This window comes from Rhodoferax sp. (genome assembly GCF_023701345.1).
GTDB lineage: Bacteria > Pseudomonadota > Gammaproteobacteria > Burkholderiales > Burkholderiaceae_C > Rhodoferax.
Map to the genome: position 1 here is coordinate 1 of NZ_JAMPXE010000179.1, position 5,073 is coordinate 5,073.

The 5,073-nt window shown below is 60.7% G+C and carries 6 protein-coding genes; all 6 read right to left on the bottom strand.

Annotated features, from left to right (window positions below; translation table 11 throughout):
• Positions 1-766: ketose-bisphosphate aldolase (locus NDI87_RS16395; RefSeq protein ID WP_296276613.1), on the bottom strand; the 766-nt coding region annotated here is incomplete at its 3' end.
• An 87-nt stretch (positions 767-853) separates the two neighbouring features.
• A complete protein-coding gene (gene pyk, locus NDI87_RS16400) occupies positions 854-2,284 on the bottom strand; it encodes a pyruvate kinase (protein WP_296276616.1) in 1,431 nt (476 codons plus the stop codon).
• Positions 2,285-2,377: 93 nt separating this feature from the next.
• On the bottom strand, positions 2,378-2,725 hold the full coding sequence (locus NDI87_RS16405; RefSeq protein ID WP_296276617.1) for an AzlD domain-containing protein: 348 nt from the start codon (positions 2,723-2,725) through the stop codon (positions 2,378-2,380).
• Positions 2,722-3,477 (bottom strand): AzlC family ABC transporter permease, encoded by a 756-nt coding sequence (locus tag NDI87_RS16410; RefSeq protein WP_296276619.1) that lies wholly within the window; start codon positions 3,475-3,477, stop codon positions 2,722-2,724. The genes NDI87_RS16405 and NDI87_RS16410 overlap by 4 nt, the downstream gene beginning before the upstream one ends.
• Positions 3,477-4,436, bottom strand: coding sequence for a methionyl-tRNA formyltransferase (gene fmt, locus NDI87_RS16415; RefSeq protein WP_296276621.1), 960 nt, complete (start codon positions 4,434-4,436; stop codon positions 3,477-3,479). The genes NDI87_RS16410 and fmt overlap by 1 nt, the downstream gene beginning before the upstream one ends.
• Positions 4,433-4,942 (bottom strand): peptide deformylase, encoded by a 510-nt coding sequence (gene def, locus NDI87_RS16420; RefSeq protein ID WP_296276623.1) that lies wholly within the window; start codon positions 4,940-4,942, stop codon positions 4,433-4,435. Before def ends, fmt begins: the two co-directional genes overlap by 4 nt.
• Positions 4,943-5,073 lie beyond the last annotated feature (131 nt).

Sequence of the window (5,073 nt, forward strand, 5' to 3'; positions counted from 1 at the left end):
AGGTCTCCTTCATCTTGCCGCCGTACTGGTTGATGAGCGCCAGCGACTCCTGCGGCACGCTGCTGGAGCCGTGCATCACCAGATGCGTGTTGGGCAAACGTTTGTTGATTTCCATCACGCGGTCGATTGCCAGGATGTCGCCGGTGGGCTTGCGCGTGAACTTGTAGGCACCGTGACTGGTGCCAATGGCGATGGCCAGCGCATCGAGTTGGGTGCGTTTGACAAAGTCGGCCGCTTGTTCGGGGTCGGTCAGCATTTGCTCACGGGTCATGGTGGCTTCGGTGCCATGGCCGTCTTCCTTGTCGCCCTTCATGGTTTCCAAAGAACCCAGGCAGCCCAACTCGCCCTCGACCGTGACACCCACGGCATGCGCCATCTCCACCACCTTGCGGGTCACTTCGACGTTGTAGTCATAGCTGGCAATGGTCTTGCCATCGCCTTGCAGGCTGCCGTCCATCATCACCGAGCTGAAGCCCAGGTCAATGGCGCCCTGGCACACGGCCGGACTCTGGCCATGGTCCTGGTGCATCACCAGCGGAATGTGCGGGTAAGACTCAATGGCCGCCAGAATCAGGTGCTTGATGAAGGGCTCGCCCGCATACTTGCGGGCGCCGGCACTGGCTTGCAGAATGACGGGCGCGCCCACTTCTTCGGCCGCCGACATCACTGCTTGCACCTGCTCCAGGTTGTTGACGTTAAAAGCCGGAATGCCGTAACCGTTGGCCGCGGCGTGGTCAAGCAGTTCGCGCATAGAAACAAGTGCCATGATGGTGTCCTTTGAAAATTGGTAACTGAGCAGTAACTCGTTCCAATTCTAGCCACTCAACTGGCAGCGAAGCCGACACCGACTGGCCTACCCCACCCGGCAAATCTTGAGCATGTTGGTGCCGCCGGGCGAGCCCATGGGTTCACCGCAGGTGATGGCATAAACATCGCCTTTCTGCACAATGCCGCGGGCCTTGAGGTCGGCCTCGGACTCGGCCAGCGCGGTGTCGCGGTCGGCGCTGGTGTCGATCAAAAGTGGCCGCACATTGCGGTAAAGCGTCATCTTGCGTTGCGTGGCAATTTTGGAGGTCAAGGCGTAAATCGGCACCTGGATCAGGTGGCGGCTCATCCACAGCGCGGTCGAGCCGCTGTCGGTCATGGCCACGATCGCCTTGGCGCCCAAATGATGCGCCGTAAACAGCGCGCCCATGGCAATGGTCTGGTCAATGCGGGTAAAGGTCTTGCCGGTAAAGTCCGCTTCAAGCTTGAACTCCTCGCCACCCTCCGCCGCATGGCAGATTTTGGCCATTTCAATGACGGTTTCCAGCGGGTACTTGCCTGCGGCGGTCTCGGCCGACAGCATCACGGCATCGGTGCCGTCCAGCACCGCGTTGGCGACGTCACTGACTTCGGCGCGCGTCGGCACCGGATTGGTGATCATCGACTCCATCATCTGTGTTGCGGTAATCACCACACGATCATGCTCGCGGGCCAGCTTGATCATGCGTTTTTGCAGTGCCGGCACCACGGCGTTGCCCACTTCGACGGCCAGGTCACCGCGCGCCACCATGATGCCATCACTGGCCAGCAAAATTTCCTCAAGGTGAGGAATCGCCTCGGCGCGCTCGATCTTGGCAATCAGGCCAGGACGGTGCCCGTCGTCGGCCGCCACGTTGCACAATTGGCGCGCCATTTCCATGTCGGTGGCATTTTTGGGAAAGCTCACGGCGACGTAATCAGCATGAAAACTCATGGCGGTGCGGATGTCTTCCATGTCCTTGGCGGTCAGGGCCGGGGCCGTCAAACCGCCACCCTGTTTGTTGATGCCCTTGTTGTTGGACAACTCGCCGCCCATCTTGACCGTGGTGTAGATGGCCTCGCCCTTGACCCGGTCCACGATGATGACAATCAGGCCATCGTTGAGCAACAGCACATCACCGGCCTTGACTTCGCGCGGCAGGGCCTTGTAATCCAGGCCAACCGCGTCGATGTCGCCAAGCTCGGTGCGGGCCGCGTCCAGCACAAAGGACTGGCCGGGCTGCAAAAACACCTTGCCCTCGGCAAACTTGCCGACCCGGATTTTGGGGCCCTGCAAGTCGGCCATGATGGCGACTTCGCGGCCGGCGCGTTTGGCGGCTTCACGCACCAGGCGCGCGCGCTCAATGTGGTCTTGCGCGGTGCCATGGCTGAAGTTCAGCCGCACCACGTTGACCCCGGCGCGAATCATTTGCTCAAGCAAAACGGGATCGCTGGAGGCTGGGCCCAAGGTGGCAACAATTTTGGTGGCGCGACGTGGCATGAATCGATCTCCGATGTAATTTAGTTTCCTGATTTTCACACAAAGCAGTTACATGGGAGCAACAAAAACCCTTCGGTTGTCGCCGCCAAAGCGCTACCACCCCAGCCCCAGATGCAGAGGCAAATAAACCGCCATGCCCGAAACAATGGTGCCCAGTACCGCCTGGCCCTGGCCTTGGCGCCAGAAAAAATAACCGCCCCCCACCAAAGCAGCATAGATGCGGGCGTCCTGCCAGGTACTGGTGAGATGACCTTGCGCCATGACGACTTCAGGGACCACCACCGCCGCCAGCGCGGCAATGGGGGCGTATTGCAGGCCACGTTGTGCCCAATGTGGCAAATGCCAGGGCTCATTGCTCATGAAAAAGAGACAGCGGGTGAGCACGGTGACCCACGCCAGCCCCACGATCACCCCGAGTGTCCACAGATCAGTGTCGTTCATGACGGCACCCTGGGTGTGCCCGGCGTTTTGGGCCAGCTTGCCTCAAGGATCAGGCACAGTGCCACGGCGCTGGCAATCGCCACCACAATGTTGAGTTTGAACGGCAGCGCGTAGGCCGCCACGGCGGCCAGGCCTGCCACGCCGGCTGAAACACGCCGCAAATGGCTCGATGCGAGGGAACACCCGACGCCGAGCAAGGCCAGAATACCGGCAAAGCCCAAACCCCAATGCGTCGGAATCACATTGGCCAGCGCGATGCCCAGCAAGCTGGCACTTTGCCAACTGACCCAGTTGAACAGGCTGCCACCACTCAGGTAGGCCAGTTGTTCACGGCGCTCGATGTCGTTGACGGGGGGATGGTAGTAGTGCCTGGTAAACATGACGTAGCTCAGGTCTGCGGTCAGATAGCCATGAAACAGGCGCCAGCGCAGGGGCAGGTGCATCAAGTAGGGCCGCATGTGGGCACTGAACACCACAAAACGCAAATTCACGCAAAAGCCGGTGGCCAAAATCACCCAGACTGGCGCTCCCGCGGCAATCAAGGGCATGGCCGCCAGTTGCGAGCTGCCGGCAAACACCAGCAAACTCATGGCCACGGCTTCGAACGTACTCATGCCCGACTTGACCATGGCCACACCCGTCATCAGGCCCCAGGCCGCCAGGCCCGGCGATACCGAGGCCATCTCACCCAGGCCGCGCCCGAACGCCGGGTGTTGCCACCAACTGCGGGCACGGGCATGCAGGCGGCGCATTAACCCAGCACCTGTCCTGCTTGCATGGGACAGCCGCGCAGGAACTCGGCACTGGCCAGGCGTTTGCCACCGGGGCGCTGCAGCTCGGTGATGATGAGCGTTGAATCAAGCGCTGCGACCACAATGCCAGAGGGCGCCAATGCCACAATTTGCCCAAAAACCCGACCGGCCATGGGGACCGCATCGCCCACCTCCACCGCCCAGATTTTGAGCGTCTCACCGGCGAGCACGGTGCTGGCGCCCGGAAACGGGTTGAAGGCACGCACCCGCTGGCTGATGGTTTGCGCCGTCTGCGACCAGTTAATGGCAGCCTCGGCCTTGTCAACTTTGCTGGCGTAGGTGATGCCCTCAAGCGGCTGCGGCACGGGGTGCAATTGGCCAAGCTCGGCCTGCCCCAGGGCTTGCACCATTAGTTGGCCACCCAGCCCGGCCAGCCGGTCATGCAAACTGCCCGTGGTATCGGACGGCAAGATTGGCAATGCCTGGCTCAGCAACATGTCACCCGTGTCCAGGCCCGCATCCATTTGCATGATGTTGACACCCGTGACCGCATCACCGGCTTCAATGGCGCGGTGAATCGGTGCCGCACCGCGCCAGCGCGGCAGCAGGGAAGCATGAATATTGAAACAACCCAGGCGCGGCAGGTCGAGCACCCACTGCGGCAGGATCAAGCCATAAGCGGCCACCACCATGGCATCAGCCTGCGCCGCCGCAAGCGCCTTGCGGGCGGCCTCGGCATCATCCGGGTACTTGCCATCCAGACGCAAGCTGCGCGGCTGCGCCACCGTGATGCCATGCGCCAGCGCAAATTGTTTGACCGGCGAAAGCTGCAGTTTCATGCCGCGCCCGGCCGGGCGGTCAGGCTGGCTCAACACCAGCACAATGTCATGGCCGGCGGCATGCAAATGCGCCAACGCCACGGCGGCAAATTCGGGCGTCCCCGCAAACACCAGTTTCAAGAACGGTCCTCACGCTGGGCTTTGAGCATCTTGGTTTTGATGCGGTTGCGCTTGAGGGGCGACAGATACTCGACGAACACCTTGCCCATGAGGTGGTCCATTTCGTGCTGGATACACACCGCCAGCAGGCCGTCAGCCTCAATCAGCAGCGTCCTGCCATCGCCATCGAGCGCTTCCACCTTGACAGCATCATGGCGTTTGACGCCATCGTAAATGCCAGGCACGGACAGACAGCCCTCCTCGTTCACATGCGTCTCGGGACTGGCCCAGAGAATTTTCGGATTGATCAGCACCAGGGGCACATCGCGGCCCTCGGAAATATCCATCACAATCAGGCGCTCATGCACATTGACCTGGGTGGCGGCCAAACCAATGCCCTTGGCCTCGTACATGGTCTCGAACATGTCGGCAATCAGGGTTTTGATGCGCGCATCGACCGCAGCCACAGGTTTGGCCACGGTGTGCAATTTGGGGTCGGGATAACAAAGAATTGGGAGTAAAGCCATGGTGTCACTTAAAGATGTCGTTATTTTCGCAATTTTTTGCCGGCTTCGCCAATTAGCCGAATGACAATCGTTGTTCCAGCAAGGGCTTGGGCGCACAATCAAACGCGATTGAATAGAATTGAAAACACCAT

Coding starts and splice junctions, on each gene's coding strand:
- pyk (WP_296276616.1), bottom strand. CDS start 2,284: ATGCCACGTCGCGCCACCAAAATTGTTGCCACCTTGGGCCCAGCCTCC.
- def (WP_296276623.1), bottom strand. CDS start 4,942: ATGGCTTTACTCCCAATTCTTTGTTATCCCGACCCCAAATTGCACACC.
- NDI87_RS16405 (WP_296276617.1), bottom strand. CDS start 2,725: ATGAACGACACTGATCTGTGGACACTCGGGGTGATCGTGGGGCTGGCG.
- NDI87_RS16410 (WP_296276619.1), bottom strand. CDS start 3,477: ATGCGCCGCCTGCATGCCCGTGCCCGCAGTTGGTGGCAACACCCGGCG.